The organism is Bartonella sp. ML70XJBT (assembly GCF_028618425.1).
Classification (GTDB): Bacteria; Pseudomonadota; Alphaproteobacteria; order Rhizobiales; family Rhizobiaceae; genus Bartonella.
This window is the reverse complement of the sequence record NZ_JAQISX010000002.1, coordinates 175848-202178: the sequence shown is the minus strand read 5'-3', so window position 1 is coordinate 202178 and position 26331 is coordinate 175848. Positions and strand designations below refer to the sequence as shown.

28 protein-coding genes are annotated in these 26331 nt (G+C 36.8%); 8 read left to right on the top strand and 20 right to left on the bottom strand.

Translation table 11 applies throughout. The features are described 5' to 3' along the window. Positions 1-5 precede the first annotated feature (5 nt). The 9 genes from PVV65_RS01750 to topA form a co-directional block, all read right to left on the bottom strand. The gene (locus PVV65_RS01750) at positions 6-494 is read right to left on the bottom strand and encodes an Lrp/AsnC family transcriptional regulator (protein ID WP_273754118.1); all 489 of its coding nucleotides are present in this window, start codon (positions 492-494) and stop codon (positions 6-8) included. 21 nt (positions 495-515) lie between these two features. Then, positions 516-1145 carry a uracil-DNA glycosylase family protein gene (locus PVV65_RS01745; protein ID WP_273754120.1) on the bottom strand — a complete coding sequence of 210 codons (630 nt, stop codon included), beginning with the start codon at positions 1143-1145 and terminating at the stop codon, positions 516-518. 26 nt (positions 1146-1171) lie between these two features. Continuing rightward, complete coding sequence (locus tag PVV65_RS01740; RefSeq protein WP_273788964.1) at positions 1172-1732, bottom strand: thermonuclease family protein; 561 nt, start codon at positions 1730-1732, stop codon at positions 1172-1174. Between the two features lie 334 nt (positions 1733-2066). Continuing rightward, on the bottom strand, positions 2067-2234 hold the full coding sequence (gene rpmG / locus PVV65_RS01735) for a 50S ribosomal protein L33 (RefSeq protein ID WP_004864083.1): 168 nt from the start codon (positions 2232-2234) through the stop codon (positions 2067-2069). Continuing rightward, the gene (locus PVV65_RS01730) at positions 2168-2848 is read right to left on the bottom strand and encodes a hypothetical protein (protein WP_273788963.1); all 681 of its coding nucleotides are present in this window, start codon (positions 2846-2848) and stop codon (positions 2168-2170) included. Before PVV65_RS01730 ends, rpmG begins: the two co-directional genes overlap by 67 nt. Next, positions 2836-3174 carry a hypothetical protein gene (locus PVV65_RS01725; RefSeq protein ID WP_273788962.1) on the bottom strand — a complete coding sequence of 113 codons (339 nt, stop codon included), beginning with the start codon at positions 3172-3174 and terminating at the stop codon, positions 2836-2838. Before PVV65_RS01725 ends, PVV65_RS01730 begins: the two co-directional genes overlap by 13 nt. Positions 3175-3180: 6 nt before the next feature. Beyond that, complete coding sequence (locus PVV65_RS01720; RefSeq protein WP_273788961.1) at positions 3181-3471, bottom strand: hypothetical protein; 291 nt, start codon at positions 3469-3471, stop codon at positions 3181-3183. Positions 3472-3783: 312 nt separating this feature from the next. Beyond that, entirely contained in the window at positions 3784-6054 is a 2271-nt protein-coding gene (rnr, locus tag PVV65_RS01715; protein ID WP_273788960.1) for a ribonuclease R, read from the bottom strand. Between the two features lie 3 nt (positions 6055-6057). Next, the gene (gene topA, locus PVV65_RS01710) at positions 6058-8625 is read right to left on the bottom strand and encodes a type I DNA topoisomerase (protein ID WP_273788959.1); all 2568 of its coding nucleotides are present in this window, start codon (positions 8623-8625) and stop codon (positions 6058-6060) included. Positions 8626-8897: 272 nt separating this feature from the next. Between topA and PVV65_RS01705 the strand changes: the two genes are divergently transcribed. Next, positions 8898-9104 (top strand): hypothetical protein, encoded by a 207-nt coding sequence (locus tag PVV65_RS01705; RefSeq protein WP_005773510.1) that lies wholly within the window; start codon positions 8898-8900, stop codon positions 9102-9104. Here the strand turns inward: PVV65_RS01705 and dprA are convergent. The 4 genes from dprA to PVV65_RS01685 are packed head-to-tail and all read right to left on the bottom strand — an operon-like array spanning position 9034 to position 13134. Beyond that, positions 9034-10251 (bottom strand): DNA-processing protein DprA, encoded by a 1218-nt coding sequence (dprA, locus tag PVV65_RS01700; RefSeq protein ID WP_273754128.1) that lies wholly within the window; start codon positions 10249-10251, stop codon positions 9034-9036. The genes PVV65_RS01705 and dprA overlap by 71 nt on opposite strands. After that, complete coding sequence (plsY, locus tag PVV65_RS01695; protein ID WP_273788958.1) at positions 10226-10858, bottom strand: glycerol-3-phosphate 1-O-acyltransferase PlsY; 633 nt, start codon at positions 10856-10858, stop codon at positions 10226-10228. The genes dprA and plsY overlap by 26 nt, the downstream gene beginning before the upstream one ends. A 12-nt stretch (positions 10859-10870) precedes the next feature. After that, positions 10871-12172 carry a dihydroorotase gene (locus PVV65_RS01690; RefSeq protein WP_273788957.1) on the bottom strand — a complete coding sequence of 434 codons (1302 nt, stop codon included), beginning with the start codon at positions 12170-12172 and terminating at the stop codon, positions 10871-10873. After that, positions 12169-13134 (bottom strand): aspartate carbamoyltransferase catalytic subunit, encoded by a 966-nt coding sequence (locus PVV65_RS01685; RefSeq protein ID WP_273788956.1) that lies wholly within the window; start codon positions 13132-13134, stop codon positions 12169-12171. Before PVV65_RS01685 ends, PVV65_RS01690 begins: the two co-directional genes overlap by 4 nt. Positions 13135-13260: 126 nt before the next feature. Here PVV65_RS01685 and PVV65_RS01680 point away from each other — a divergent pair, with 126 nt between their 5' ends. Continuing rightward, on the top strand, positions 13261-14880 hold the full coding sequence (locus PVV65_RS01680) for an acyl-CoA dehydrogenase family protein (protein ID WP_273754134.1): 1620 nt from the start codon (positions 13261-13263) through the stop codon (positions 14878-14880). Here the strand turns inward: PVV65_RS01680 and ruvX are convergent. Then, complete coding sequence (gene ruvX / locus PVV65_RS01675) at positions 14865-15344, bottom strand: Holliday junction resolvase RuvX (protein WP_273754135.1); 480 nt, start codon at positions 15342-15344, stop codon at positions 14865-14867. The genes PVV65_RS01680 and ruvX overlap by 16 nt on opposite strands. A 146-nt stretch (positions 15345-15490) precedes the next feature. Between ruvX and gatC the strand changes: the two genes are divergently transcribed. Together gatC and gatA are read left to right on the top strand one after the other, a co-directional pair. Continuing rightward, positions 15491-15778 (top strand): Asp-tRNA(Asn)/Glu-tRNA(Gln) amidotransferase subunit GatC, encoded by a 288-nt coding sequence (gene gatC / locus PVV65_RS01670; protein WP_273754136.1) that lies wholly within the window; start codon positions 15491-15493, stop codon positions 15776-15778. 31 nt (positions 15779-15809) lie between these two features. Then, positions 15810-17294 carry an Asp-tRNA(Asn)/Glu-tRNA(Gln) amidotransferase subunit GatA gene (gene gatA, locus PVV65_RS01665; protein WP_273754137.1) on the top strand — a complete coding sequence of 495 codons (1485 nt, stop codon included), beginning with the start codon at positions 15810-15812 and terminating at the stop codon, positions 17292-17294. Between the two features lie 91 nt (positions 17295-17385). Here the strand turns inward: gatA and PVV65_RS01660 are convergent, their stop codons facing one another. From PVV65_RS01660 to PVV65_RS01640, 5 genes are all read right to left on the bottom strand, one after another. Beyond that, positions 17386-18096 (bottom strand): ABC transporter ATP-binding protein, encoded by a 711-nt coding sequence (locus PVV65_RS01660; RefSeq protein ID WP_273788955.1) that lies wholly within the window; start codon positions 18094-18096, stop codon positions 17386-17388. Further along, positions 18083-18865, bottom strand: coding sequence for an ABC transporter ATP-binding protein (locus PVV65_RS01655; RefSeq protein ID WP_273788954.1), 783 nt, complete (start codon positions 18863-18865; stop codon positions 18083-18085). Before PVV65_RS01655 ends, PVV65_RS01660 begins: the two co-directional genes overlap by 14 nt. After that, positions 18862-19920, bottom strand: a complete 1059-nt coding sequence (locus PVV65_RS01650; protein WP_273754141.1) for a branched-chain amino acid ABC transporter permease — start codon at positions 19918-19920, stop codon at positions 18862-18864. Before PVV65_RS01650 ends, PVV65_RS01655 begins: the two co-directional genes overlap by 4 nt. Continuing rightward, complete coding sequence (locus tag PVV65_RS01645) at positions 19920-20996, bottom strand: branched-chain amino acid ABC transporter permease (protein WP_273788953.1); 1077 nt, start codon at positions 20994-20996, stop codon at positions 19920-19922. Before PVV65_RS01645 ends, PVV65_RS01650 begins: the two co-directional genes overlap by 1 nt. Positions 20997-21115: 119 nt before the next feature. Continuing rightward, entirely contained in the window at positions 21116-22249 is a 1134-nt protein-coding gene (locus PVV65_RS01640; RefSeq protein ID WP_273788952.1) for an ABC transporter substrate-binding protein, read from the bottom strand. A 325-nt stretch (positions 22250-22574) separates the two neighbouring features. Here PVV65_RS01640 and PVV65_RS01635 point away from each other — a divergent pair, with 325 nt between their 5' ends. The 4 genes from PVV65_RS01635 to PVV65_RS01620 all read left to right on the top strand — a co-directional run bounded on the left by PVV65_RS01635 (position 22575) and on the right by PVV65_RS01620 (position 25480). Then, positions 22575-23153 carry a cold-shock protein gene (locus PVV65_RS01635; RefSeq protein ID WP_273754145.1) on the top strand — a complete coding sequence of 193 codons (579 nt, stop codon included), beginning with the start codon at positions 22575-22577 and terminating at the stop codon, positions 23151-23153. Positions 23154-23405: 252 nt separating this feature from the next. After that, entirely contained in the window at positions 23406-23918 is a 513-nt protein-coding gene (locus PVV65_RS01630; protein WP_273754146.1) for a DUF192 domain-containing protein, read from the top strand. Next, complete coding sequence (locus PVV65_RS01625) at positions 23915-24688, top strand: alpha/beta fold hydrolase (protein ID WP_273788951.1); 774 nt, start codon at positions 23915-23917, stop codon at positions 24686-24688. The genes PVV65_RS01630 and PVV65_RS01625 overlap by 4 nt, the downstream gene beginning before the upstream one ends. 579 nt (positions 24689-25267) lie before the next feature. Then, positions 25268-25480: a DUF3126 family protein gene (locus PVV65_RS01620; protein ID WP_005773530.1), complete on the top strand. Its 213-nt coding sequence runs from the start codon at positions 25268-25270 to the stop codon at positions 25478-25480. Positions 25481-25522: 42 nt separating this feature from the next. On the opposite strand, the gene radC is transcribed toward PVV65_RS01620, so the two are convergent. Next, positions 25523-26317: a DNA repair protein RadC gene (radC, locus tag PVV65_RS01615; RefSeq protein ID WP_273788950.1), complete on the bottom strand. Its 795-nt coding sequence runs from the start codon at positions 26315-26317 to the stop codon at positions 25523-25525. Positions 26318-26331: the final 14 nt, after the last annotated feature.

Genomic DNA, 26331 nt, shown 5'->3' with positions numbered 1-26331 from the left:
AACTTTTAAGTTTGTTCATTCGCCTTTTCATGTAATTTAATATAATTAAGTGGAAGTTCTGTTGTATATTTAATCTGTTCCATTGCAAAAGAAGATGAAACATCACGGATATCAATTTTAGAAATTAATTTTTTATAAAAAAGATCATAAGCTTCAATATCGGGAACGACAACACGCAATAAATAGTCAATATCCCCGCTCATTCGATAAAATTCAATGACTTCACGGAATTCTTGCACAATCTTTGAAAAGCGCTTAAACCATTCATGACTGTGGGTGTTTGTACGAATAGAAACAAAAACAGTAACGTGCGCATTTACTTTTTCTGGAGAAAGAACGGCAACGCGACGCTGAATAACACCTTCTTCTTCAAGTTTTTGAATTCTACGCCAGCAAGGAGTGGTCGAAAGCCCCACTTTTTTAGCAATATCAGCTACAGAAAGTGTCGCATTTTCTTGCAAAAGATGTAAAATTTTTCGGTCAAGACGATCCATATTTTTTCTCAATATTTTAATCTATAAAAATTTACGTACTAAATGACGCAAATATACAATAAGCTCATCATTAAACCATGGATTTTTCTGTAGCCAAGCAGTATTTCGCCATGATGGATGAGGTAAAGGCATAACATTATAGCCTCGAGGCTGAGAGATGGAAAGGATATTTCTCCAATCACGAACAGTTGCTGAAACGGTTTTATGTTTTAATTCTGTAATATGCCACTTTTGTGCATAACTGCCAATAGCAAGAACAAGCTTTATTTGAGGCATCGCTTGAAATATCTTCTCATGCCATATTTCTCTACATTCACGTCTTGGTGGCAAATCAGTTTTATTTTTGTCATAACCTGGAAAACAAAATCCCATAGGAACAAACGCAAAGAGAGATCTATTATAAAACTCTTCTTTTGTTACGTTAAGCCAATCACGTAATCTTTCACCAGAGCGATCATTAAAAGGAATAGATGTTTCATGAACACGCAATCCTGGGGCTTGTCCTGCGATTGCAATTAAAGCCGTATGGGATAAATAAACAACGGGATTTGGTTCATGAGGAAGAGGAGAGAAATAATATGGTTGTTGGATACAAACCCGACAGGAATAGATTTCTTTTTCAAGTTTGATAATTGGGCTACATTGTTTCATTAGTCAATAAAATTTAAAAATATTTTTTACTCTGTGCGAGGATGTGCTTTGCGCCATTCTTTGGGTCGTTGAAAACTTGATGCCCATATTCCTCTTTTTTTTCTTCTGGCTTCTTGCTCTTCTTTGGGGTAATCATAATAGCTTACAGCCCAACCATTCTGTACAAGTGCGGCATTGATATCGCTAACTTGTTGCGTTTGACATGTTGCAAGGATACGGCGATATTTATCTGTTTTATGCCAATGACATGTAACAGATTGGTTTTCTACCAATTGTTCTAAATATTTTTTTGCCTCAAGTCCACAAGGGTATCGTAGCTTTTCTTTTCCACAAAATTGATGAAGTTCAGGAGCATCAATGCCAACTAGCCGAATCTTAATGGAAGAAATCATGATGGAATCGCCATCAATGACAAGAGTCTTTCCTTCAATAGAATTTTTAGAAGAAAATTTTTCTTTTTGGCGCAACGTCTGAGTCGGCTTAAAATAAGTTGTCATCATGATAAGAATGCTAGCTGTGATAAAAATACTAAAACCGATAATTTGATTTAAGCTTCTTAGATTAAAATGGGAAAAGTTTTTTTTCATGAAATAAAGAAACTGCTACTATCATTATAACGCATTCTATTGAGCATTGCTTATCATTCTTTCAAAAACTTCATTCACATGACGAAAAAAGCATTCCGTTTTAATGATAAAATTTCGTTAGATATTACAAAAATAAAATATGCATTCAGTATAATATGTAAGCAACTTAAATAATAAATCAACTTAGCTAAATCCATATAGGCCAATACAAATTTAAAGTTATACAGATTTCAAAATAAAAACAACAAAAAACACTCCTCAAAAAATAACTTTGAAGAGTAATAATCTCGCATTTCTTTGGGAGTATAAAACCTATCAATAATGATTGGCTTATTTATTTAATTTTCGTTTCTTTAAATTCAACGTGTTTTTTTACAACTGGATCATATTTACGTTTGCTCATTTTATCTGTCATTGTACGGCTGTTTTTCTTTGTTACATAGAAAAAACCAGTATCTGCAGTTGATAAAAGCTTGATCTTAATGGTTGCTGCTTTAGCCATAATGCAAAAATCCTATTTATACTGAAAAAAATATCATCGCTGTTAGAACTTATTTCCAACATCATCAAATTTTCCGGCAACAGTACGGATGTTCTCAAAAAAGTCAAGAGCTGATTAGTTTTCTCATAAGTTGGGTAAATACCAAAATGACATATAAACCAAAAAAAACAGCCATGGCTATTAAAAAAACCAAAAAGATCAAAAATATCCATGGATTTTCCGATAAAAGTTGGTCCTATGAGCATACCAATTCCATAGCAAAAAGTAAAAGCAAAATTAGCAGCAGCAAGTTCTTGCCCCCTAAGACGTGCACCACCTAGATGTGCAAGACCAATTGTATAAAGGCTCGCTGATACACCACCTAGAATAAATAGATCAAACATCAGAATCCATAGATATTGAATAATCCATGGTACTATAAAAGTTTCCACAAAACCTAAGATAGCACAACCTATCAGCGGATAGCGCCTATCTTTGGCATAGTCGCTTAACATACTGATAGGAATTAAGAGAAAAATATTCCCGAGTGCAAGGGTTGCCATAAAGTGTGCTGCTTCATTTTCATTATAACCAATGGATAAACTAAAGGGGATTATAAGCGTTAATGTGCCCATTTGAATGGCCCATAAACAAGAGCCGCCATCATCGCGTTTGGAACCTGAAAAAGATAACGAAAAAATGGCGTATATTGATTTTTTTGAAATTCTGGACTTAATTTCCAAGCTGCAAGAATTGGTATAGTAGCAAGTATAATAAGGCTACAGCCAACAGCAAAAGGAATAAATCCTTGTGTTCCCACTTTTGCTAGCAGTGTTAGACCTATCACAAACCCTAATTCTAAGACAATAGCATAAATAGAAAGGATCAAACCGCGTTTTTTGGGAGGAGCATAACTGTCATAGTAAAATGCAATATAAACTTTAAAATAAACCAATCCCATATGAATTCAAAAAAAATAGAATCCTAAAAAACTTAGAGATCCTATCGCCTTCATAAGCAATATTGTTTGAGCGACGCCTAAACATAAAGCAATTCGAGATGTAAAAATAGCTGCAATAATTGTGGCGATTCCACCAACTGTTCCACTATAGCCGATCGTACTGTTGGAAAGCCCTTTCTCTGCCATAAGAAGAGAGACAAGTTGTGTTCCCATTGCTAATGCTGTTCCAACAATGCCAATGGTTGCAATAGCGGCAATAATTGCACGCAAGGGATTATTTTGAGAGTTTTTTTTCATGAGAATGGCTTAAGGTACTTTTGTAATGAAGAGGCAAGCTGAAATGAAAGAAAGATCAAACAAACCTTTGCAGATTCTCTCTCTTCATTGAGTATAAAAAAAACTCTGCAATACTTTTAATACAAAATAAAACATATGCTCTTAATATGTCAAAGAAAGCATATTGTATACAAAAATGATATAAATATTCAATATTATAGACAGTTTCTTAGTTTAAATCATTATGATATCATTTATTATTAACTATTAAAGAGTGAATGAAAAGCTTTATTATTTTTCAATAAAAATTTAAGAAATATTTTTTACTTTTAACTAATATTTTCTTCTTCCATAAAAATGGCGCTTTTGTTTTTTTAATTTGTTTTTATGGTAGGATATCGATGAAAATTTGATTGGACGGGGCTCTGTTAAAAGCTCGAAGCTTAAAGCACCAGCAAAAGGCTGTACGGTTATAAGTTTTACTTCTACAATATCACTAAGCTGATAGCCTTTATGGCTATGTTGTCCTATAAGAATATGTTGCGCTTCATCGAAATGATAATAATCATTTTTAAGTGTAGAAATATGGACAAAACCATCTGTATTGAGTTTATCAAGAGAAATAAAAAGCCCTGCTTTTGTGACTCCAGAAATACGGCCTGTAAAAATACGGCCAATTTTATTCGTTAAATAGTGCGCAACAAGCCGATCAATCGTTTCTCTTTCAGCAATCATTGCACGATGCTCGTATAAAGAAATTTGCGTAGCAATTTCTGCAAGGTTTTGTTCTTGTGTATCCGTTAATTGATCATTTCCTAGTTTGAGAGCTTTAATGAGTGCTCGATGAATAACAAGATCAGCATAACGGCGAATTGGTGATGTAAAATGTGTATAGTTCTGCAAATTCAAACCAAAATGTCCACTATTTTTAGGATTGTATTCTGCTTGTGATTGTGAACGCAATATAACTTGATTGACAAGTTCTTGTTGTTCCGTATGAGCAACCTTTTCTAAAATTCTATTAAGACGTGCTGATGTTAATTCAGCACTTTTTGAGAGGGATATTCCTAAACTTTGAAGGAAATTCCGCAATATTTCTTGTTTGGCAAGAGAGGGTTTGTCATGAATACGATAAATGAAGGACTGATGATGTTTTTTTAATGTTTCAGAAGCTGCAATGTTGGCTTGTATCATAAACTCTTCAATCAAACGATGGGCTTCTAAATGTTCTTCACTCACAACATCTTGGATGCATCCATTTTGATCAAGAATAATCTTTTTTTCTGCTATTTCTAGTTCTAGGGGCTGTCGACGATTTCGAGCGATTTTAAGACATGCATAAGCTTTCCATAAGGGGGGCAAAATATTCTCAAACAGGGAAGCATTTTTTTTATGGATATGTTCTTTTTTTGCCAATTGTACTTCTTGATAGGAGAGTTTGGCTTTTACACGCATCATAATACGATGAAAACTATGTTTTAGTTTATTACCATTTGCATCAAAAATCATACGAACGGCTAAAGCTGGTCTTTCTTTTCCTTCACGCAAAGAACATAAATCATGAGAAAGGCGTTCAGGTAGCATTGGTACAACGGTATCAGGAAAATAAACAGAATTTCCACGTTTTAATGCTTCTTTATCTAAAGCGCTTCCTGTTTTGATATAGTAAGAAACATCTGCAATAGCTACAATAATAATCCAACCACCATCATTTGTAGGATCCTTATCCTTGCTTGCATAGACTGCATCATCATGGTCTTTTGCATCTGGTGGATCAATCGTAATAAATGGTAATTGTCGCCAATCTTCACGATTATCCATATTAGCAGCTTTGATATGTTTAACTTCCTCAAGAACACTTTCAGGAAAAATATAAGGAATTCCTTTTGAAAGAAGAGCAATCATTGAGAGTGTTTTCTCACTCTTAATATGCCCTAAAACATTTTTTATTTGCGCACTTTTAAGTCCATAACCAGTATTTTTTTTTATTTCAACTTCAACGAGATCACCCGTTTCAACCTTCATTTCTGGAGATACTTCAATGAAGAGCTCATTGGTTTTGCGGTCTATAGGTTCAAGACGCCATTGATTATTTTCTAACTTTCGTACAACACCAAATGTGTTCTTTGGGGATATATCAATTTTACGAATAATTCGCCCCGTATAAGGGGAATTTTGAGAATTTTTATTTCGAAAAACTTTTACAAGAACATGATCTCCAACACCAATGCTCCCTCCTTTTATGTGACGAAAAGAGTGTATTTCAATATTAGGTTTTGGCGTATCTTCCCATTCAAAAGGTTGTGCAATAAACCCCCCATCTTTATCACGACCGCTAATTTTTACTAAAGTAACAGGGGGTAATTGTCCTTTGTTTATTACTCTTTTGCGCTGTTTAGATATAAGATTTTGATCCTTTAATGTGCATAATATATCTCTAAGCCAGATACGAGAATTGCTTTTTAAGTTAAAAGCTTTGGCGATTTCTCGTTTACTTAATCGGTTAGGGTTTTCATTGATAAAGGAAAGAATTTCTTCCCTATTGGGCAAATTTCCCCCCCTAACTGAGGAGAGGAATTTTACGTTTTTTTCACCTTTAGCCAAATTTTATGTCTCTTTTACTTTTGCTTTGGAAGAAGCTTTTTTTGATGTTGTCTTTTTACGCGATACTTTGGCCGATATAAGTTCTAATGCCTCTGAAAGGGTTACACTAATGGGATCTTTATCTTTTGGCAATGTTGCATTAACTTTACCCCAATTGACATAAGGACCATAACGTCCATTGCGCACAGTGACAGTTCCTCCTTCGGGGTGCTCTCCTAATGTTGCGAGTGCTGTAGATGTTGTTCTGCTTTGCTTGGTTTTATTTTCTTGTTGTTCTGCTAATACTGTAATAGCACGATTGATACCAATATCAAAAACTTCATCCGCATGAAGAAGGCGCGCAGATTTTCCATTATGACTAAGGTAGGGACCATAGCGTCCAATTGTCGCTGTGATCATTTTGCCTGTTTCAGGATGCGTTCCAATTTCACGGGGTAGGGAGAGTAAAGCCAAGGCTTTATCAAGAGTGATATTTTCCGCCTGCCATTCTTTTGGTAATCCCGCACGTTTGGCTTCTTTGCTTTCACCAAGTTGAATATAGGGACCAAAACGGCCATTGCGAAGAGAAATATCTTTTCCTGTTTGAGGATCAACACCAAGCATCACAGGTTCCTCATTGTGCACAGCTTTATTTTCTTCTTCTGTATCTGTCCCAAGTTGGCGTGTATATTTACATTCAGGATAGTTGGAACAGCCAACAAAAGCACCATAACGACCAAGCTTTAAAGATAATTGACCATTTTTACACAGAGGACAGGAACGCACATCACTTCCATCTTCGCGTTCAGGAAAGGCGAGAGGTGCTAATGTTACATTTAAAACATCAAGGACATTGGCGATACGAAGTTCTTGGATATTGCTAATAGATGCATTAAATCCATCCCAAAAATCACGCAATACGTCTTTCCAAGAAAGTTTGCCATCAGAGATAAGATCCAGCTTTTCTTCAAGATCTGCTGTGAAACCATATTCTACATAGCGATTAAAAAAATTTTCAAGAAAGGCTGTAACAATACGCCCCTTAGCATCAGGAATTAGCTTCCGCTTATCAATGACAATATATCCACGATCACACAATGTTGCCAATGTGGAGGCATAAGTTGAGGGGCGACCAATTCCCAATTCTTCAAGTTTTTTAATTAATGAGGCTTCAGAATAACGGGAAGGGGGCTCTGTGGTATGTTGTACAGATTCAACTTTTTCTTTCGTAAGTGCTTCACCTGTATTTACTTGTGGTAAACGTGTTGATTCATTTTCTTCATTATTTTCTTCGTCTCGTTGATCTGTATAGACGGAAATAAAGCCGTCAAAACGAACAATAGATCCTGTTGCGCGAAGATTTGCACGGTTGTCTCCTTGCTGGGCTTCAATTTCAACGGTTGTACGTTCAATTTCAGCAGAACGCATTTGGCTGGCAATAGCGCGCTTCCATATCAACTCATAGAGCTTTGCCTGATCACTGTCGAGAAAATTACGAACTTGGTTGGGGGACCTTTGAAAATCTGTTGGACGGATTGCTTCATGTGCTTCTTGTGCATTTTTTGCCTTTGTTGAATAAAAACGTGGTTTTTCAGGAACATAGTCATTTCCAAAAGATTCATGAATTACTTTTCTTGCTGTATCAATGGCTTCTGGCGCTATTTGCACACCATCGGTACGCATATAAGTAATAAGTCCCGCCATTTCACCGTTAATTTCAATTCCTTCATAAAGCTTTTGGGCAATTTGCATCGTGCGAGAAGCTGAAAAGCCTAATTTTGAAGAAGCCGCTTGTTGTAGTGTAGAGGTAGTAAAGGGAGGAAAAGGATTTCTTTTTGTAGGTTTTGCTTCAACACTGAGTGTATGATATTGGGCCTTCTCCAACATAAGGCGAATTTGATCTGCTTGTTCTTGAGATTGAATATCAAGTTTGCCAATCTTTTTTTGATTAAACATTGTCAATCTTGCTTGAAAATGATCATTTCTGATGGTTTTTAACTGTGTTGTAATGGACCAATAATCTTCTTTGATAAAATGTTCTATTTCTGCTTCACGGTCACAAATAATCCGCAAAGCAACCGACTGAACACGTCCAGCCGAGCGTGCACCAGGGAGTTTACGCCATAAAACAGGTGAAAGTGTAAAACCAACAAGATAATCGAGAGCACGACGTGCAAGATAGGCATCGACAAGTGATGTATCAATATCCCGCGGATTGTTCATAGCATCAAGCACAGACTTTTTCGTGATGGCATTGAAGACAACTCTTTTTATAGGTTTATCTTTTAAAACTTTTTTTTGATGAAGAACATCCAGAATATGCCATGAAATAGCTTCCCCTTCACGATCAGGGTCTGTTGCTAAGATAAGGCTATCGGCCTCTTTAACGGCTTTTGCTATTTCATTTAAACGTTTTTCAGCCACAGAATCTATATCCCATTTCATCGAAAAATCTTGATCCGGTAAAACGGAGCCATCTTTTGCAGGCAAATCACGAACATGTCCAAATGATGCGACAACTTTGTATTGAGACCCAAGATATTTATTAATTGTTTTTGCTTTTGCTGGAGATTCAACGATAACGATATTCATAATTTTACCCGAATATTGAAATAAAAACTTTTTTATAAACGCCTTTCACGTGAATAGCTAATGGCAATTGCTTAAGAACACATAAAAAAAATATTAGCCATATAAAAAACATGAATATTGTACAACTTGTGATTGTTATTATTAAAGCGCACCCTATATAGAATTACACGATTTATTTTTAACTGTTATTACAAAAGCGTACGGCGAATTACTAAAATACTAAGATGACATCTATTGAGAGGTGGAGGGGAAATGCTCAAGGATAGAGGATTATGTTTATAAATCATTTGAAAGTTATCCAATATATTACAGACATGTCAAAGCAAATGAATCAGATGGCGCGTCAGGCGCATAGTCCGCTTTTAGCATTGCTTTTGGATATGGTTGCCAAAGAAGGGCAAAGCATTATTAATAGTGCTGAGGCTCTTGGGGAAGATCAAGATTCGACAATGACACACAACCACCAGAGTGTCGAATAAGCTTTCCAGCAAGCTCGAGTTCTACCAATAAGAGGTAGAGAGTTGGGAGTGGAACACCTGCGTGGGTACTGAGTGTATCTATGTCGATTGGCGTTGTCGAAAGAGCAGAGAGAATTGCTGCGCGTGCTGCATCATCATCACCCATTAAAGAGGGATGAGAGTTTTTTTCGTCTACTGAATTACAATCCTCCTTTTCAAGTTGTAAAGAGGATGGTTCCTCAAAAAAATTGAGTTGGGAATTGGGAAGCGATGAAATTAATGGCGTAAGTGTTTCTATGATGTCAGAAGGATGTGTGGTGAGGAGAGCGCCGTCCTTTATGAGGTTGTTTGTACCAACAGACCTTGGATCAAGTGGAGAACCGGGAATAGCAAAAATCAACCGTCCCATTTCAGCTGCTTGACGTGCGGTAATTAAGGATCCTGAACGCAGGGCAGCCTCCACAACCAAGAGACCGAGTGAGAGAGCTGCAATAATACGATTTCTTCTTGGAAAATCGATAGCGCGCGGCTTCCAAGAGATGGGCATTTCGCTGATGATGGCTCCACCGTTGGCGATGATATCTTCATACAACTTTTTATTTTCAGGAGGATAGATATGATCAATTCCCCCAGCCATGACTGCAACAGTTCCTGTTTTTAAACTTGCTTGATGCGCAACGCTATCAATTCCACGAGCAAGCCCAGAAATTGTTACAAAGTCTTCTTCTCCGAGAAAATGCGCAAACTGAGCTGTAAGTTTTTTTCCAGCAGCTGAAGCATTTCGAGAGCCTATAATTCCAATCGAAGTTTTTTGAAAAATTGAAACATTACCTTTGATAGCAATAAGTGGCGGAGGAGCTTCTGTAACTTTCAGAAAAACTGGATAATCTGGTTCTCCCATACCAATAAACCGAATACCTAATCTTTCAGCTTCTTGTATTTCTTTTTCTGTATCTTCTAAGCTTGCTATTTTAATAGATGCAGAACCGCCTCCTTTTCTAATAAGTTCTGGCAGCGCTGCTAAAGCATTTTCTGCTGTTTTATAATGATCAATGAGATTGCGAAAACTAACAGCTCCAATATTTTCACTGCGCAATAACCGTAACCAGCTTAGACGTTGACGATCAGTAAGCAGGATTCCTTTATTTATCTCTGTTTTGCGTACCAATCTTACTTTCTTCCCCACTTAATAATCTACTGATATTTGCACAATGTTTTATGAACACAAATAGGCTCATCGCGATCAGCATACAACAGAAATAAAAATTGGAAAAATAAAAAACGAATATCGGCGTGACTGTAACAGCAATAAGCGCAGATAATGAAGAATAACGCATGAGAAGAAAAATTGCACTCCATACAATAATAAAAATAATTGCTGCGGGCCAATATACGCCTAAGCAGACCCCTAAATAGGTTGCAACACCTTTACCACCTTTAAATTTAAGCCATACGGGAAAAAGATGTCCTAAGAAAGCAAAAAAACCCGCTAGAGAAATAAGAACACTCTTATCGAGCGGATCATTAAAGAACTTTATAACGAAAATAACGATAGCTCCTTTCAACATATCACAAAGAAGTGTTAGAGCAGCAACTTTTTTATTTCCTGTTCGTAAAACATTTGTTGCTCCAATATTTCCGGAACCAATTGCTCTTATATCGCCAAGTTTGGCCAATCTCGTAAATAGAAGACCAAAAGGAATCGATCCGATGAGATAAGATACGAGGAAAATAAACCATGGAGTAGACTGAAAAAATATTTTTGCTTCATTCATTCAAGAATCTCATTACGTTTGTCGGTCAAGTTTAAAAACGGATTTCCCTTTTACAAAGGTTTGAAGTACACGTCCTTGAAAACGTGCATTTTCAAAAGGCGTATTTTTTGAACGTGAATAAAACTTCTCTGTTGAAACAACCCATGGTTCTTCAAGATCAACCACAATAAGGTCCGCATAAGCACCTTTTTTGAGTGTTCCTGCATCGAGTCCAAAGAGCTTTGCAGGCGTTGTTGACAAAAGCTCAGCTATTCGGAGAAGAGATAGGCTCTCATCATGATAAAGACGCAAAGCTGCACTCAATAAGGTCTCCATACCAATAGCACCAGCTGCTGCATCATTGAAGGGTAAATGTTTTGTGGCGATACCTTGAGGATCATGGGAAGAGACAATGATATCTATCGTCCTATCTCTTATTGCTTCAATCAGTGCTATCCGGTCTTCTTCTGTACGCAATGGGGGTATAAGATGGAAAGAAGTTTGATATTGACCAATATCATTTTCGTTGAGAGATAAATGATTAATCGATACACCGGCTGAAATTTTTTCACTGCGCTGCTTGCTTAAGCGAAGAGCATCAGCAGAGAGCGCTGTTGATATCTGGGCGGCATGATAGCGGGTTTGCGTTAATGTCGCTAAGCGCAGATCCCTTTCAAGTGGGATAACTTCTGCTTCACGGGGGATTCCAGAAAGCCCTAGCCAACTGGCGAGCAACCCTTCATTCATGACACCTTTTCCTGTAAGATCCTTATCTTGCGTTTCATGTATCAAGGGAACATCAAAATCGCGTGCATAAGTCATTGCACGTCGCATAACAGATGAATTTTGAAGTGTTTTTTTTCCTTCACTAAAAGCAACAGCTCCTGCATCTTTGAGCAAACCAAATTCGGTTATTTCTTCTCCGTTGAAACCTTGTGTGATTGCCGCAACAGGATAAATATTGACCGATGACATTTCCCCTGCTGTGCGCTTAATGAATTGAACGAGGACAACATTATCAATAACTGGGTGCGTGTCGGGCATCATAAGAAAGGAAGTAATACCACCTGCTGCGGCTGCTTGACTTGCAGATGCAATTGTTTCACAATTTTCATTTCCTGGTTCTCCAACAAAAACACGTGCATCAACAAGTCCAGGGAGAATTGCTTTGTTTTGTGCATTAATAATTTCTGCGTCTGTAGGCATTCCCTGATTCAAAGCTTCTTTCCCAGCGGCTATAATCCGTCCATTTTCAACAATAACTGTACCAATTTCATCGATTGTACGTGAAGGATCAATAATACGAGCATTTTGAAAAACAATTGGTTTTATCATTTTTTTTCTCCATTGATCTTCAAGCGTGAATCTAATAAAGCTTCCATGACGGCCATACGCACTGCAATTCCCATTTCTACTTGTGTATGAATCATACTTTGTGGTCCATCGGCTATATCGGATGCAATCTCCACACCACGGTTTATGGGACCAGGATGCAAAATAATGCAATCATCTTTAGCATAAGCCAAATTTTCTTTATGTAAGCCAAAATAATGAAAATACTCACGTATAGAGGGAATAAAAGAGCCTGCCATACGTTCATGTTGTAAGCGTAACATCATGATAACGTCAGCATCTTTAAGACCTTCTTTCATACTGTTAAAAACCTCAACGCTCATATCGGCAATCCCTGTGGGTAAGAGTGTGGAAGGTGCAATAACACGAACTCGGGCCCCCAAAGCATTAAGACTGAGGATATTAGAACGCGCGACACGCGAGTGCAAGATATCTCCACAAATGGCAACCGTTAATCCTTCAATACGACCTTTTGCTCTTTTAATGGTGAGAGCATCTAATAAAGCTTGGGTTGGGTGTTCATGAGAACCATCACCGGCATTAATGACACAACAATCAACTTTTTGTGCTAATAGAGCTGCTGCTCCCGCACTGCTATGGCGAAAAACCAGTATATCTGGCTTCATCGCATTAAGTGTTGCAGCCGTATCAAGTAACGTTTCCCCTTTTTTTACAGATGAGTTGTCGATCGCTACACTCATCACGTCTGCTCCCAACCGTTTGCCTGCTAATTCAAAAGAAGATTGTGTTCGCGTAGAAGCTTCAAAAAAGAGATTAATTTGAGTCCGCCCATACAAAATAGATTTTATTTTATCAACTTTGTTAGAAAGAATAATGTTTGCTTCTGCACGATCAAGCAATGTATTAAGATCTTGTACACTCAGATCTTTAATAGCTAAAAGATGTTTATGAGGGAAAAGTGGAAAAAAATTATCTTGAATCATAGCATTCTTCTTTATCTCTCTTTAAAACGGATTTAACAAGCATTTGTTTGAATATGATAAATGTTTCTTAACTCTAAAAAGACAAATAGTCTATGATATGAATGATTTGAATATAGGAATAGACTTATGAGTGCTGTCTCTGCGCAAAATGCTCGTCGAAAAAATACATTTCTTAGCGATACGCTTATGTTTCGTATAGCCTCTACTTTACCTAAGTTTTTACTAGCAAGCTTTGAAGAAATAGGGGATTTTACTGCGAGTCGAGAGGCATGGAAGCTTTCTTGCTTAGCGAATCATTATAAGCCTTTGTTGTATTATAACGATGAATGGGGGCAACAGGTAGAAAAATTAGAAATACATTCTTCCTATAAAGATCTTCAAAAATATTCTAGACAAGCAGGGTTGGTCACTTCACTTTGGGAAAATACTTCTTCAGAAAATGGGGTACGCTATCAAGCACGTGCGATTCGTTTGGCTTTATCTGCTGGTTTAGAAACAGGGCATTTGAATGAAGTTATTATAACGAGTGCAGCGATTGCTGTTTTAATTAGTGATAGTGACATCTTTAAAAAATGGCAAAATGTCCTTTTGTCACGCCAATATGATTCCTCATCAAAGCCTATTGATCATAAAAAATCTGCTTCTCTAACGTGTGCTTTTGATGACATTGAACAATACGCTTTCAATTTTCCAAGTGTTAAGAAAATTTCTTTTGATGAAAATATGGAACGTGATCTGTATCGTTTAAATGTTGTAAAAACTAATGTTATTAATCCTACAGCTGATGGATATCTTGTTAGTGCAGATTTAAATGGTCATTTAAGTTGCTTTTTTGTTCCACGTATACAGGAAAATGGTGCATTAAATGGACTGATATCGATTCGTCATTTAATTCAGCGTTCTGGAGAACATTTAACCCCAGAGGGAGTTGTTGATTTTCAAGGCAGTTATGGCTGGCTTTTGGGAAATGCTGGAGAAGGGCTTAAAGTTATTAAAGATATCGAGACGATGATGCGTTTTGATCAATCTGTCATATCGGCAGGTGTTTTGCGTGCTGCTCTTCAATTTGGTATAGATTTTTTCCGCAAAAAAACACCAAATCAGCCTTTACCACCACTAACAGAACGTATTTTTGCAGATATTGCATTAGATATTGCTGCTTCACAAGCATTGGTTTTGCGTTTAGCGCGAGCCTTTGACAATGCAGCAAATGACCGTTCTGAAGCCGCTTTCGCTCGCATTATGACACCTATTATTGCTTATCACGTCAGTCAATTGGTTGTGCCTATTATTGGTGAAATTATTGCACAACTTGGTATTGAAAGCTTTATAGAGAACAATCCATTATCACAAATGTTGCATAATGGACCTGCGCGAATTGTGAGAAATAGTTCGGCTAATCAATTGGTAAAGGATGCCATTCTTATTGCTGAAAAAGCGCCGAGTTTGTTTCAGAAATTGTTAGAAAAAATTGCTCTTGATATTGGCCCAGCAGGACCACGTACCATTGAAATTATTAAGTCTGCCAGTGATATGGCCGCGGCAAATGAAGGAGCAGGAAGATTTTTTGTTGAACAAGTAGCTTATGCAGCAGCTGCTGCATCATTATGTTTTACGGATATAGAACACGTTGCAAATGCCTATATGGAAAGCCGCCTTGGTGGACAATGGAGATCTTCTTATGGGATGCTTATTGCGCGCTATAATGCAGGGCATTTGCTCAATGTTCTCTATCCTTCCATATGATGAAAGTTTTGAATTCTATTGAGAGCACCTTGTAATATAAAAGCAGCAGCTGCCGAATCAATTCTGTTTGCTCTTTTAGTACGTGATACATTCATTTCTAAAAGAGAACGTTCTGCGGCAATGGTTGATAAGCGTTCATCCCAAAAAACAAATGGAATTTCTGTATGTGCTTTCATATTACTTACAAAAGCCTTAGTTGCTTGAACACGAGAGCCACTGCTTCCATTCATGTTAAGAGGTAAGCCAATGATAACAACGCCTACATTTTCATGATCAAAAATTTTAATCAGTGTGCGAGCATCTTCTGTGAATTTTTTTCGCTGAAGTACAGGACGGGGATTTGAAACAATTAGCCCCATATCAGAAATCGCAATTCCAATCGTTTTTGTCCCTAAATCCAAGCCTGCTATTGTTTGTCCAGGCAAAAGATGTGTCATAACTTCATTGATATTAATAACAGCCATAAGAATTATAATACGTTTTTTAATGTTTCAGATCTATAATTATATTCTTTATTTATGTTATCTAATATTCTTGCGCTTGCAAGTGCAGCCTTGTATAGCCAGAATAAAGATTAACAAATAAAAGAAAACAGAAAGGCGTAAAGAGTATGTCTGTTGATCAAGAAACCGTTAAGCGGGTTGCACGTTTAGCGCGGATTGCCATCCACGATAATGAGATAGAACCTATGACAAAAAAATTCAATGTTGTTTTAGGTTTTGTAGAGCAATTGAATGAAGTTGATGTCAGTGAAGTTGAACCATTAACATCTCTGATACCGATGACTCTACGAATGCGCGAAGATCATGTTACAGATGGCAATAAAGTAGCGGATATTATCGCCAATGCCCCTGTTACAGAAGAAAATTTTTTTCTTGTCTCAAAAATTGTTGAGTAACTTTTTATATTTTTGAAATTTGAGAACCAATATGACTGATTTAACAACTCTCACAATTGCACAAGCTCGTGATGCTCTCATAAAGAAAAAGCTCAAAGCAACGGAACTAACAGAAGCCTATTTAAAAGCTATAGAATTGGCTAATCCTACTTTGAATGCTTATGTAACAATAACAGCAGAACAAGCAAGAAAAATGGCTGCTGAATCAGAGGATCGCTTGGCGAAAGGAGAGGGGCGGCTTTTAGAAGGGATTCCCTTAGGAGTTAAAGATCTTTTTGCAACCCGTGGTGTTCATACTCAAGCTTGTTCAAATATCCTTGATGGTTTTAAACCGCGTTATGAATCAACCGTTACGGCTAATTTATGGCAAGATGGTGCCGTAATGCTAGGAAAACTTAATATGGATGAGTTTGCTATGGGGTCCTCTAATGAGACATCATATTATGGTCCCGTTATTAATCCATGGAGAAAAAAAGGCTCGAATGAAAAACTCGTTCCTGGTGGTTCTTCGGGGGGATCGTCTGCCGCTGTTGCCGCACAAATTTGTGCGGGTGCAACAGCAACAGATACAGGTGGCTCAATACGTCAACCAGCAGCTTTTACGGGGACTGTAGGAATAAAGCCAACTTATGGACGTTGTTCACGATGGGGTGTTGTCGCGTTTGCTTCATCCCTTGATCAAGCTGGACCTATTGCTAGAGATGTTCGTGACTGTGCTATCTTACTCAGATCAATGGCCTCTTTTGATGAAAAAGATTCTACTTCTGTGAATTTACCAGTTCCTGATTATGAAAGTTATCTTGGTCAATCAATTAAAGGAATGAAAATTGGTATTCCAAAAGAATATTATCTGGATGGAATGTCTTCTGAAATTATTAAACTTTGGCAAAATGGAATAAATTGGTTAAAAGATGCAGGCGCTGAAATACACGATATTTCTTTACCCCATACAAAATATGCTCTACCTTCTTATTATATTATAGCTCCTGCAGAAGCCTCTTCTAATTTAGCGCGTTATGATGGTGTCCGTTTCGGTTTGCGTGTACCTGGAAAAGATATCATTGAAATGTATGAAAAGACACGTTCTGTTGGTTTTGGTGATGAAGTCAAGCGGCGTATTTTGATAGGGACTTATGTTCTTTCATCAGGCTATTATGATGCCTGTTATCTAAGAGCTCAAAAAGTAAGAACACTTGTAAAACGTGATTTTGATCAATGTTTTGATTCAGGCATTGATGCTATTCTTACACCAGCAACACCAACACCTGCCTTTGGTATTGCTGATGAAAAAATAAAAAATGATGCTGTCGCAATGTATCTTAATGATATTTTTACTGTGCCGGTTAATATGGCTGGTTTACCAGGAATTTCTGTTCCTGCTGGTTTGTCATCAAATGCTTTACCCTTGGGATTGCAATTGATTGGTAAACCTTTTGCTGAAGAGGTCATTTTTCAAATGGCACATATTATTGAACAAGCTGCAGGAACATTTTGTGCAGAAAAATGGTGGATATAATCATCAAACTGAAAAGCATTTCTCATCAGTTATGAGAAATGCTTTCTTAAAAGTGAGTAGGGGTGGACTCTATTTCCTTAATTTTTTGTCTTTATCCACCAAGATAGGCTTCTTTAACGCGCGGATCAGAAAGCATAGCTTTTCCTTCACCGTGAAATAAAATATGCCCTACCTCTAAAATATAAGCATAATCAGCTATAGAAAGTGCAGCAAATGCGTTTTGTTCAATAAGAAGAACAGTTTTTCCCATATCATTAATTTTCCGGATAATCGAAAAAATCTCCCGGACAAGAAGGGGGGCTAATCCCAATGAGGGCTCATCTAATATAACCATATCAGGATTGCTCATGAGTGCGCGCCCTACAGCAACCATTTGTTGTTCTCCACCTGACATTGTTCCTCCCAACTGTTTTGATCTTTCACGTAGACGCGGGAAAAGATCAAATATCCATTCAATATCACGAGAAATTCCCTGTTTATCATGACGGATATAAGCACCCAGATGGAGATTTTCTAAAACAGTGAAATGGGGCATAATACGTCGCCCTTCAGGGCTTAGAGCAATCCCTAATCGCAAAATCTCTTCTGGTGATTTTTTAATAATTGATTCACCATTATAGGTAATTTCTCCATAAACAGAGCGATTAAGTCCTGTAATAGAGCGTACAATACTGCTTTTTCCTGCACCATTCGCTCCAATTAAAGTAACAATACTTCCTTTTTTTATGGACATGGAAAGATTTTGGACAGCTTTAATGGCGCCATAATGAACGTGAAGATTTTTTATTTTAAGAATATCCATAAACATCTCCGCCAAGATAAGCTTCAATAACTTTTGGGTCATTACGAATTTCATTTGGTGTGCCATTGGCAATGCAACAGCCATATTCCATAACCAAAATATGTTGGCAGAGCCCCATAACCACTTTCATATCGTGCTCAATAAGAAGAATTGTAAGATCAAAGTCCTTTTGCACTTTTGCTATGAATTTTCTAAGATCTTCACTTTCTTGCGGATTCATGCCAGCAACAGGTTCATCAAGAAGAAGCAATTTAGGCCTTGTGGCTAACGCACGTGCGATTTCTAAACGCCGTTGTACACCATAAGGTAAAGCTGTTGCCAATTGATTGGCAAGATGATCAAGTTGTAGCCGTTCAAGAAGTTCCATGGAATTTTTATAAACTTCTCTTTTTTCTCTCATTGCTTTTGAAAAAAAGAGAGCCGAATAAAACCAAGGATATTTTTGACGGACATGAGCGCCTACCATAACGTTCTGTAAAACCGTCAACCCTGAGAAAAGACGAATATTTTGAAATGTTCGGGCAATATGACGCCTGCAGACAATATAAGGAGGTTCTCCAGAAATTTTTTGCTCATCAAAAAGAATGGTACCACTTGTAGGGGCATAAAACCCAGAAATCATATTGAAAACTGTTGTTTTTCCGGCACCATTGGGACCAATTAATCCTGTTATGCTTCCTCGTTTAATGGCCATGTTAACGTTATTGACAGCAATTAATCCACCAAAACGCATTACAATATCATTGAGTGAAAGAAGAATGTCGTTCATAGCTTTCCCTCAGTATTAGAAAACTTTTTGCGTACCAAAAAGCTATAAATTCCATTCCATGAGAATTCACGTTGTCCCATCAACCCTTTTCTCCAAAATAAAATAATTACCAGCAATAAAAGAGAGAAAACAACCATGCGAAGTCCTGGTGTTTCTGGAATATGTATAAAGCCTAAGTCAAATGGACTTTCAATAATACGAAGCCATTCAAGCATGACGGTAATAATAATGCTGCCAATAACGCTTCCTGTAATTGAGCCAAGACCACCAGCAACGACAATCATCAAAATATTAAAAGTGAGCAAAAAATTAAACATTTTCGGATCAATGGTTGAAATAAGAGCAGCCATTAATGCGCCACCTACACCTGCAAAAAACGCTCCAACAGTAAAAGAAAAACTACGGTAGAAAAAAGCATTAATTCCCATAGTTTTCGCAGCAATTTCATCATCACGAATAGCCCGTAATACATTACCCGTATTGCTTCGCAGTAAGAGAGCAATAAAGAGAATTGTAAATGTTAACCAACCATAGTTCCACCATAATGTTGCATTTTGAGGTATTCCTTTGATTCCCAAAGAACCATTTGTGAGAGATGTCGCATTCGTAATGACAATGCGGATAATTTCTGCAAAACCCAATGTTGCAATTCCGAGATAATCGCCACCAAGACGTAATATTGGCAAAGCAATTAATAAACCGATAATTGCTGCACACAAACCACTGATAACAACAGCAACAAAAAAAGGGAATTGCAGATGAGATAATGGTTCAGCTATGGGGTCAAGAATCCACATCATCTCTTTTTGTTCAGGGGAAAGAAGTAAAATTGCACAGACATAAGAACCAATAGCCATAAAGCCAGCATGTCCAAGGGAAAACATACCTGTAAAGCCATAAATCAAATTAAGTGAAATTGCCAAGATTGCATTAATAGCAATTAGATTGATGATACGAAGTGTATAATCATTAAAATGGTTATCCGCATAGAATAAAAAACCTATAAGAACGAAAATACTCATACATGATAAAAAGGTTGTCGCTGACTTTACCATTAGATTTTCTCCTGACTTTTTTTACCCATTAATCCCGTGGGCAATACCAATAAAATCAGAATCAATAAAATGAAAGCGAAGGCATCACGATATCCAGATAGCGCGGGAAAAAATGCGATAATCATAATTTCAATAAACCCTAATAATAATCCTCCCAACATTGCTCCTGGTATTGAACCAATACCTCCGATAACAGCAGCGATAAAGGCTTTAAGACCAGGAAGAACGCCCATATAAGGCTGAATTTGAGGATAACGTAAAGACCACATAATACCGGCTATAGCAGCAAGTGCTGAGCCTATCCCAAATGTAAATGCAATGACTTTATTGACAGAAACCCCCATCAAACGTGTCGTTTCAATATCATGAGAGATTGCACGCATAGCAAGACCAGGCTTTGTTTTATGGATAACCCATAACAGTAAAACAATAAGAATCAATGACACAATGGGAACAATCAATGACATGGGAGCAATTCTAATGATACCTTCTGCTTCTGATCCTAGGTGCCATAAAAATGGTGTTACCAGAAAATCTGGTTGTTTTACACCTTTGGGAACACCACTAAAGAGTACAGTAGCAAGATTTTCAATAAAAAAAGAAACACCAATTGCACCGATAAGAGCCGAAATACGCGGCGCATGACGTAGAGGTTTATAAGCGAGTTGATCAACAATAATCCCCACTGCACTTGTAATAAAAATGGAAAAACAAAGAGCTAAAAACCAGATTGGGGTAAAATCTTGTGGAGAAATTTTTAAATAATAAACAACCCCTAACGTAAAAATTAAAAAAACAGCAATCCAATAAAATGAAGGACGCCTTCTAAAACCTATAAATACTGAATAATAGATAAGAGTAGCGAGGAACAAAAGAAGAAGTGCGGCCCACGCAGGCATAAAGCTAATTGTGGAAAAGAAAACAAAATAGGCTCCCAGCATAAAGATATCACCGTGAGCAAAGTTAATCAGTCTCAATATACCGTAAATCATGGTGTACCCAATAGCGATAAGCCCATAAAGAGACCCCAATGCCAGTGCATTAAAAAAATACTGGATGAACATTTCAGTGCTCATCTCTCATCCTTCCACATTCGTTAATTTACATAGGATAATAAGATTTTTTAAACTTTTGGTTGAGAAAAATATTCTCAACCAATTTTTGCATTTCAATTTTAATACGTACAATTCTTAAATTAAAAAGCAGGTTTAACTTCTTCTAAATAAACACGTTTTCCATCCTGTATTTTAATGATACCAATAGGAATTCTAGGGTTATGATTTTCATCCATCGACATATCACCAAAAGGCGTTTGAAAATCTTTTAACTTGCTTAGCGCAATCGTAATTTTCTCACGATCAGCGCTGCCAGCATTTTCAATGGCCTTCATAAACATCATATAACTCGTGTATCCCAAAACTGAATTGATATTGGGCTCTTTATCAGGATAAGCTTTTTTCCATTCCTCTGTAAACTTTTGCGCAGCGGCTGACATATTTGGCATATCCTCACTATAGGGGAGTGTCGTATGTAAGAAACCTTCTGCCGCACTTCCTGCAATGGTAATGGTTTCTGGATTATCCATGGCATCTCCACCCATAATTTGAAACTTCGCTCCTAATTCACGCGCTTGTTTCATGATGATGGCACCTTCAGAAAAGTAAGATGGAATGAACAAAATATCAGGTTTTTTTGCAATAATCTGTGTGAGAACAGCTGAAAAATCCTGATCTCCAGAATTATAATTTAAGTTTGAGATAACTTCACCACCTAATTTTTTGAAAGCTCGCGTAAAATAACTTGCAAGCCCAATGGCATAATCACTTGAAATATCTTTGAGGATAGCGGCTTTTTTTGCCCGTAAAACTTGGCTTATATAAGTTGCAATGCCGATTCCTTGATAGGAATCAATAAAACAAGCGCGAAAGTAATATTTTTTACCCTGTGTAACAAGGGGACTCGTTGAAGAAGTTGCTATGGTCGGAGTCTTTGCTTTTTCAGATATTTCACCACCTGCTAGTGAGAGTGAAGAACCATAGCTACCAATGATTCCACTTACCTTTTCACTTGCTGTTAAACGCATAACAGCATTTGCCGCTTCAACTTTATCAGATTTATTATCAATAATAACAAGCTCCACTTTGCGTCCCAAAATTTCTGGGACTTGTTTATGGGCTAATTCGATCCCTCGAATTTCAAGCTGACCTCCAAAGGCATTTTGACCACTTAATGGAAGATAAACACCAATTTTGATAGGTTCACTCGCATAAACATTCGCTGTAAATGCCATAAAAGTGGCGATTGTCGTAAGGATTTTCTTCAATTGCATTGCGCATTTTCCTTAATTGAATTGTTGTTCTTGACCTTATATTGAACTTCTTCATCACGCAAGTTACACATTAATGAAAATATCATTATGTGAAAAACTTTTATATGAGCTTTTTTGTTTGGTCCCTTTTTTAGGATATGTAAAGCTTACAATCAAATAGTTTTATAAATATTTTTTATAAATTTCATGTTGATATTAACGTGTAAGAGATACGACAATATGGGGAAATCTTATCTTGGGGCTTGCGTGTTGATACAAGAGCAATGTTTACTTAAACCTAGAGAATCAATATTGTACAATTTATAAGCTACAGGATCACGTTATTATGACGAGTAAGGATGCATTAAAAGATTGTTCCCTATCTGAGGAGAGTATAGGTACTTGTGGGGAGATTATCGAAATCAGTGGTGTCATTAAGTGGTTTGATGGTAGTAAGGGCTATGGATTTATTGTACCTGATTTGCCTCATTTCCCTGATATATTATTGCATGTTACAGTCATGCGAAGGGATGGTTTCCAAACAGCTTTGGAGGGCGCTAAAGTTATTTGCGCTGTGGAAAAAACTGAGCGAGGGTTAAAATGCGTTCAAGTGAAATCCATCGATTGTTCTTCAGCAGTTCATCCATCAGAAGTTCCTGCCCGTACTCATGTTGTTGTTACTCCAGAAAGTGGTCTAGAGCGTGCAATTGTTAAGTGGTTTAATCGTGACAAAGGTTTTGGTTTTCTTAGCCGTGGGCAGGGGACAGAAGATATTTTTATTCATATGGAAACGTTGCGCCGTTTTGGTTTAGCAGAGCTTCGTTCAGGGCAAGTTGTTCTTGTCCGATTTGGTAAAGGGGAAAAAGGTTTGATGACAGCAGAAATTTATCCAGATATAGGATTTCCTTTTGCAACAACACATTAAATCGCTACTCATTGAATTTTACGAATGAAGTCATTACATTTTTGTATTTTTAAAAGGGTGTTATTGTATAAATAGCTATAGAGGGTCTTTGTTATGGCTCTTGTGAGTTTATAAACTAAGTAAGAAAAATGCGTGTACTTATTGAAAAAAATAAGGAAAGCAAGAGAACAACTCTCTAGTTTTTTGGCTTTTAAACTCTGATATTTTTTATTTTAGAAACAAAGTATAAATTTTTTTGTGGTAGAGACAAGAGTGTTACAGCCTTTTAAAAAAGGATATATTGTTTTATGGGCGATGCTTTTTATGTTAGAAATGCGCGTTGTTGTCGCGAAGGAGCCCATAGAGATTCCTGTCCATTCGGTTCTTTTAGAAATACACACAAGCCAAGGTATAGTTTCTTATAAGGTAGAGATTGCTTTTACTCCCTCTCAAGCAGCAGCAGGTTTAATGTATCGGACTGATTTTCCACGCGATCGTGCAATGCTTTTTAAGCAGAAGAAAAATTATCAATCGGGAGGTGAACAAAAGCTTTTTATGTGGATGAAAAATACACCATTGCCCTTAGATATGATTTTTTTAAACTCTAAAGGGGTTATTGTATCGATTATTGAAAACACTTCTCCATTTTCAAAAAAAATCATTTCTTCAGGCGTTCCGGCAGCTTTTGCACTTGAGATTAATGCTGGTGAGGTTTCTGAAAAACAGATACAAAAAGGGCAACATATTATTCATCCTGTTATTTGTGGAAAGTGTAATAAACAATGACAGCTGAGGACGTTCGTTTTTTTGAATATGATGGTTTGCGCTTTGCTTATCGAGAAGAAGGGCAAGGTGCACCTATTTTGTTGATTCATGGTTTTGGATCTTCTGCTCGGGTGAATTGGTATGCAACGGGTTGGTTTCGTATTCTCACTGAAGCGGGATATCGTGTTATTGCTCTTGATAATCGAGGGCATGGAGATTCAGTTAAAAGTTATGATCCTAGCTTTTATACACCTCAAGCTATGGCTGGCGATGCGGTCAAACTCTTACAGCATTTAGAATTATCTAAAGCCCATGTTATGGGGTATTCTATGGGAGCTCGTATTAGTGCTTTTATGGCTCTTTTATATCCAACATATGTGAACAGCGTTATTTTTGGTGGTTTAGGTATTGGTATGGTAACGGGTGCAGGAAATTGGGAACCTGTTGCTGAGGCTCTTTTAGCGGAAGATCCCTCTACCATTACCAATACGCGTGGTTTAATGTTCCGTAAATTTGCTGATCAAACGAAAAGTGATAGACGTGCTCTGGCTGCTTGTATTATCACATCAAAACAGGAGTTAACGGCGTCTGAAATTTATAAAATTGAACAACCCGCACTTGTTGCCGTTGGTTCATTAGATGAGATTGGCGGTGCTGCAGAGCCATTAGCAGCTTTGTTGCCTTGTGGTGAAGCTTTATCAATTCCTGATCGAGATCATATGCTTGCTGTAGGTGATAAAGTTTATAAAAAAGGTGTTATCAATTTTCTTTCTCGTTATCCTATAAAATAAAAATTTTGATAGGTCTTAGCATTTACAAAAATACCCAATATTTTCGTGTATAAACTCAAAAGCTTGTTTAAAAACTTCTCCATTTTGACATAAGTTTTTTTCACTTATTTTGTATATTTTTTAAAATATGTAATTCTTTTAAAGCTAGATAACTATATTTAAAATTTGTTGAACAGAATTGTTTTTGAGTGACGTAATAATATTTTTTGCTAAAAAATCTAAGTTTAAATAAAAATTATTATTACTTTATTTTTTATAAAAGGGACAAAATTATAAATCGTTGATTAATTTTTCTTCTAAATATGTATTCATAAATACAGATGCTAAAACTGGAGATAAAGTAAAATTATTTAAAATATACAGTTTTCTGCCATTTTTTTATCTATACGAGTATATTTAATAATGATAGACTCCTTTTATAAAAGTTCTTTATGAATATATAAAGAAAAAGTTGTAAATATATGTAATATTAAGCCAATATTCAGATTAAGCTTTTTTACTGGCTTTACAGAATCAGATAAGTGTCTTATCCGCGCAACACGCGGTTATTTAAATTGTTTCAAAAAACAGGAGAGCATAGTGAATGCTGATGAAATAAAAAAACTTGATAATTATTTAAAAAATACATTCCAAAACTCAGCATTGCAAGTCAGAGCACGGCCTAAAAAGGATGATTCTTGTGAGGTCTATATGGGGGATGAGTTTTTAGGCGTTATCTATCGAGATGAAGATGAAGATGAGCTATCCTATAATTTTTCAATGGCTATATTAGATATTGATTTAGAAAATTGATTGGCTATTCATCCTTGAATGAAGTTTTTTCCCCATAAAGGTTTATATGAGTTTTAATGCTTTAAAGCTTGTATGGTTGTGGCGTGCAATAATAAGGTGATCATGAACCGTAATACCTAATGCATTTGCCGCGTCTTTTAATCTGTATGTCATTGTTATATCTGCATCAGAAGGGGTAGAATCACCAGAAGGGTGATTGTGGACTAAGATAAGTCCTGATGCGGATAACTCTAAAGCTCGAAAAATAACTTCACGAGGATAAACAGGGGTATGATCAATGGTTCCAGTTTGTTGTACTTCATCGGCAAGTAAGCCGTTTTTCTTATCGAGAAATAAAATGCGAAATTGTTCACGTGTTTCGTGAGCCATAACAGCTTTACAATATGCTAATACTTTATCCCATGATGAAAAAATATCGCGTTTGAACAACTCTGCACGAGCAAGACGTCCAGCAACATCTGAAATAATTTTTAAATCAATTGCCGTTGCGGGACCACATCCTTGAACCTCTTGAAGTCGATGAATATCAGCTCCTAACACATCAGCTAATGAACCAAAATGTGCTATCAAATTTTTAGCTATAGGCTTTGTGTTTGCCCGAGGTATTGTGCGAAAAAGCAATAATTCAAGATATTCATAATCTTCAAGTGCATTTCCTTTTGACTTTAAATAACGTTTTCGAAGACGCTCACGATGTCCTTGATAATGTTTATCAAGCTGTATGTTTCTCTTAAGTTCTTTACTTTTTCTTTCTGATACTGGGGTGGGTGGAGAATTTGATGTTAATGCAAAGTGAGTACTTTGAATATTTTCCTTTTGATTTATTTTTTTAACCATAACATCTCTACAGT

Excerpts from the sequence above, each read along its gene's own strand:
- PVV65_RS01655 (WP_273788954.1), bottom strand. The coding sequence starts at position 18,865 with ATGAACGACATTCTTCTTTCACTCAATGATATTGTAATGCGTTTTGGT.
- topA (WP_273788959.1), bottom strand. The coding sequence starts at position 8,625 with ATGAATATCGTTATCGTTGAATCTCCAGCAAAAGCAAAAACAATTAAT.
- PVV65_RS01730 (WP_273788963.1), bottom strand. The coding sequence starts at position 2,848 with ATGGGCACATTAACGCTTATAATCCCCTTTAGTTTATCCATTGGTTAT.
- PVV65_RS01685 (WP_273788956.1), bottom strand. The coding sequence starts at position 13,134 with ATGATTCAAGATAATTTTTTTCCACTTTTCCCTCATAAACATCTTTTA.
- PVV65_RS01680 (WP_273754134.1), top strand. The coding sequence starts at position 13,261 with ATGAGTGCTGTCTCTGCGCAAAATGCTCGTCGAAAAAATACATTTCTT.
- PVV65_RS01660 (WP_273788955.1), bottom strand. The coding sequence starts at position 18,096 with ATGGATATTCTTAAAATAAAAAATCTTCACGTTCATTATGGCGCCATT.
- PVV65_RS01725 (WP_273788962.1), bottom strand. The coding sequence starts at position 3,174 with ATGGGATTGGTTTATTTTAAAGTTTATATTGCATTTTACTATGACAGT.
- PVV65_RS01625 (WP_273788951.1), top strand. The coding sequence starts at position 23,915 with ATGACAGCTGAGGACGTTCGTTTTTTTGAATATGATGGTTTGCGCTTT.
- ruvX (WP_273754135.1), bottom strand. The coding sequence starts at position 15,344 with ATGGCTGTTATTAATATCAATGAAGTTATGACACATCTTTTGCCTGGA.
- PVV65_RS01740 (WP_273788964.1), bottom strand. The coding sequence starts at position 1,732 with ATGAAAAAAAACTTTTCCCATTTTAATCTAAGAAGCTTAAATCAAATT.
- gatC (WP_273754136.1), top strand. The coding sequence starts at position 15,491 with ATGTCTGTTGATCAAGAAACCGTTAAGCGGGTTGCACGTTTAGCGCGG.
- PVV65_RS01745 (WP_273754120.1), bottom strand. The coding sequence starts at position 1,145 with ATGAAACAATGTAGCCCAATTATCAAACTTGAAAAAGAAATCTATTCC.
- PVV65_RS01640 (WP_273788952.1), bottom strand. The coding sequence starts at position 22,249 with ATGCAATTGAAGAAAATCCTTACGACAATCGCCACTTTTATGGCATTT.
- PVV65_RS01720 (WP_273788961.1), bottom strand. The coding sequence starts at position 3,471 with ATGAAAAAAAACTCTCAAAATAATCCCTTGCGTGCAATTATTGCCGCT.
- PVV65_RS01650 (WP_273754141.1), bottom strand. The coding sequence starts at position 19,920 with ATGGTAAAGTCAGCGACAACCTTTTTATCATGTATGAGTATTTTCGTT.
- gatA (WP_273754137.1), top strand. The coding sequence starts at position 15,810 with ATGACTGATTTAACAACTCTCACAATTGCACAAGCTCGTGATGCTCTC.
- PVV65_RS01635 (WP_273754145.1), top strand. The coding sequence starts at position 22,575 with ATGACGAGTAAGGATGCATTAAAAGATTGTTCCCTATCTGAGGAGAGT.
- PVV65_RS01690 (WP_273788957.1), bottom strand. The coding sequence starts at position 12,172 with ATGATAAAACCAATTGTTTTTCAAAATGCTCGTATTATTGATCCTTCA.
- radC (WP_273788950.1), bottom strand. The coding sequence starts at position 26,317 with ATGGTTAAAAAAATAAATCAAAAGGAAAATATTCAAAGTACTCACTTT.
- PVV65_RS01750 (WP_273754118.1), bottom strand. The coding sequence starts at position 494 with ATGGATCGTCTTGACCGAAAAATTTTACATCTTTTGCAAGAAAATGCG.
- PVV65_RS01645 (WP_273788953.1), bottom strand. The coding sequence starts at position 20,996 with ATGAGCACTGAAATGTTCATCCAGTATTTTTTTAATGCACTGGCATTG.
- PVV65_RS01705 (WP_005773510.1), top strand. The coding sequence starts at position 8,898 with ATGTTTATAAATCATTTGAAAGTTATCCAATATATTACAGACATGTCA.
- rpmG (WP_004864083.1), bottom strand. The coding sequence starts at position 2,234 with ATGGCTAAAGCAGCAACCATTAAGATCAAGCTTTTATCAACTGCAGAT.
- plsY (WP_273788958.1), bottom strand. The coding sequence starts at position 10,858 with ATGAATGAAGCAAAAATATTTTTTCAGTCTACTCCATGGTTTATTTTC.